The sequence below is a fragment of the Cellulomonas bogoriensis 69B4 = DSM 16987 genome, from assembly GCF_000767165.1.
Classification (GTDB): Bacteria; Actinomycetota; Actinomycetes; order Actinomycetales; family Cellulomonadaceae; genus Actinotalea; species Actinotalea bogoriensis.
On the sequence record NZ_AXCZ01000261.1, the window covers coordinates 1 to 2,550 of the forward strand.

A 2,550-nucleotide genomic window follows, 5' to 3' on the forward strand; every position below is an offset into this window, starting at 1 on the left:
CTTCGCCGCGCCCGACGCGACCCCGGCGACCGCCGCGCTGCTGCCCTCCGCACCCCCCGCGTGGGACGGCTTCGGTGAGCCCCTCACCCACGCACTCGGCGTCGTCACCGACCTGGCTGCCCTCGACCCCACCCAGTGGGCCGCCGCGCTGGACCGACTGCCCCCACCCGGGAACCCTGTCGACCCGGCCCTGGCCGCCGCGGTCTGGCGTGCCATGCCCCACCTGCCCGACTGCGACACCGACCGGCTGCCCGCGGTCGTCGCCCCCGGCCGGGTCCAGGTCGTCCCGGTCGAGGACGTCGCCCTCGCCGACGCGATGTGGGTGCACCACCCGGGTGTCTGGCCGGTCGCCCCCGCACCCGACCCCGCCGCCACCGCCGACCTGTGGGACCTGGACCTCGCGTCCGACCGGTGCCCGGGTGCCGTCACGTCCTCCGGGCAACCGGCCGACGTGCCCGTCGAGCTCCGCGACGTGCTCCCGCACGCACCGGGCCACTGGGTGGAGCACGACGACCTGCAGGTCGACGGCCGACCCGTGGAGTGGTGGGTCGCGGACGGGGTCGCCCACGCCGCGACCACCAGGGGCCTGGCGTCGGCGCTCGCGGCACTGACGGCATGGGAACGCCGTGAGCAGGTGCGGCAGGTCCTGGAGGACCCGTCGTGCCGGGCTGCGGTGCTCCTGGACCTGGCTGCGGCGCCGCCCGCCGACGGGGTGTCAGCGACCGGGGCGTGAGTGGTTGCGGCGGTGCTCCCACACCAGCGCGAGCACCCCGAGGATGACGCCGGTGATGCTGACCGCCGGGCCGCGACCGGTCTCGGTGCCGGTGACCTCCAGCACGATCATCACCGCCAGGGCCAACGCCCACAGGAGCATCCCGGCGAGGAACACCTTGCGCAGGTCGAGCTCCACGGGCGCCAGCGTGCTGGGGCGCAGGATGCTGGGCCGCGGCGGCCGGGTGGTGCTCACGGGCCGAGCCTATCTGCGCCCGGGGTCCGTCGGACCACCGTCCTGCGCCGGTGGGGGTGAGGTCTGCCAGGCTGTGCGCCATGACGCGCACGACTTCCCCTGACACGGCTGAGGGGCGGATCAACGCCCTCGACCGCTACTTCAAGATCACCGAACGTGGTTCGACGCTCGCCCGTGAGATGCGCGGCGGTCTGGTCACGTTCTTCGCGATGAGCTACATCATCGTCCTGAACCCCTTCATCCTCGGTGCGGTGCCGGACGGCACCGGCGCGTTCCTCGGTGGCGGCACCGAGTCCGCGGACTTCGCCATGATCGCCGCGGTCACCGCCCTGGTCGCCGGTGTCCTGTCGATCCTCATGGGTGTGGTGGCCCGGTTCCCCCTCGCGATGGCGGCAGGGCTCGGGCTCAACGCGTTCGTCGCGTTCTCGATCGCCGTCCTGCCCGGCATGACGTGGGCCGACGCGATGGGCCTGGTCGTCATCGAGGGCATCATCATCCTGGTCCTGGTGCTCACGGGGTTCCGGGAGGCGGTCTTCCGCGCGGTGCCCGTGGAGCTGAAGCTCGCGATCAGCGTGGGCATCGGCCTGTTCATCGCCCTCATCGGGGTGTTCAACGCCGGGCTGGTGCGCATCCCCACGAGCCTGGCCACACCCCTGGAGCTGGGGCACGAGGGCGAGCTGATCGGCTGGCCGGTCCTGGTCTTCGTGGTGGGGCTGCTGCTGATCGCGGTCCTCATGGTGCGCAAGGTCAAGGGCGCGATCCTCATCGGTGTGGTCACCGCGACCGTCCTGGCCCTGGTGGTCGAGGCGATCGGGCGCCTGGGCCCCCGCACGGCCGAGAACCCCGGCGGGTGGAGCCTGGTGCAGCCCGTCCTGCCGACGGGCGTCGGGGACGTCGTCGCGCAGCCCGACTTCGGCCTGCTGGGTCAGTTCTCGCTGCTGGGCTCGTTCAGCTCGATCGGGTTCGTCGCCGTGTTCCTGCTGGTGTTCACGCTGATGATCGCGGACTTCTTCGACACGATGGGCACGATGGTCGCGGTCGGGGCCGAGGCGGACCTGCTGGACGAGAAGGGCGACCCGCCGTCCACCCGGCAGATCCTCGTGGTGGACTCCGTCGGTGCGATCGCCGGTGGCATGGGCTCGGCGTCGAGCAACACCAGCTACATCGAGTCCGCGGCGGGCGTCGGTGACGGTGCGCGCACCGGGCTCGCCCCGGTGGTCACCGGTGTGCTGTTCCTCCTCGCGACGTTCTTCACCCCGCTGGTCAACCTGGTCCCCTACGAGGCCGCGACCCCCGCACTGGTGATCGTCGGGTTCCTCATGCTGATGCAGGTCACGGGTATCTCCTGGAAGGACTACGAGATCGGGATCCCGGCGTTCCTGACGATCATCCTGATGCCGTTCAGCTTCTCGATCGCGGTGGGCATCGGGGCCGGGTTCGTCTCGTTCGTGGTGCTCAAGCTCGCGGCCGGCAAGGCCCGTCAGGTGCACCCGTTGATGTACGTGTCGGCGGGTCTGTTCGTGGTGTACTTCGCGATCGCGCCGATCGAGGGCGCGCTGCGGACCGTCGGCGTCATGGGCTGA

2 protein-coding genes and 1 pseudogene are annotated in these 2,550 nt (G+C 71.6%); 2 read left to right on the forward strand and 1 reads right to left on the reverse strand.

From position 1 onward, the window contains the following. Window positions 1-733 (forward strand): annotated as a pseudogene (locus N869_RS17985) (sacsin N-terminal ATP-binding-like domain-containing protein); the annotation flags it as partial. Here N869_RS17985 and N869_RS14320 read toward each other — a convergent pair. After that, on the reverse strand, window positions 716-967 hold the full coding sequence (locus tag N869_RS14320) for a DUF2530 domain-containing protein (protein ID WP_035062707.1): 252 nt from the start codon (window positions 965-967) through the stop codon (window positions 716-718). The pseudogene N869_RS17985 and the gene N869_RS14320 sit on opposite strands and share 18 nt — an antisense overlap. An 80-nt stretch (window positions 968-1,047) precedes the next feature. On the opposite strand from N869_RS14320, the gene N869_RS14325 reads away from it, so the two are divergent. After that, window positions 1,048-2,550: an NCS2 family permease gene (locus tag N869_RS14325; protein WP_035062709.1), complete on the forward strand. Its 1,503-nt coding sequence runs from the start codon at window positions 1,048-1,050 to the stop codon at window positions 2,548-2,550.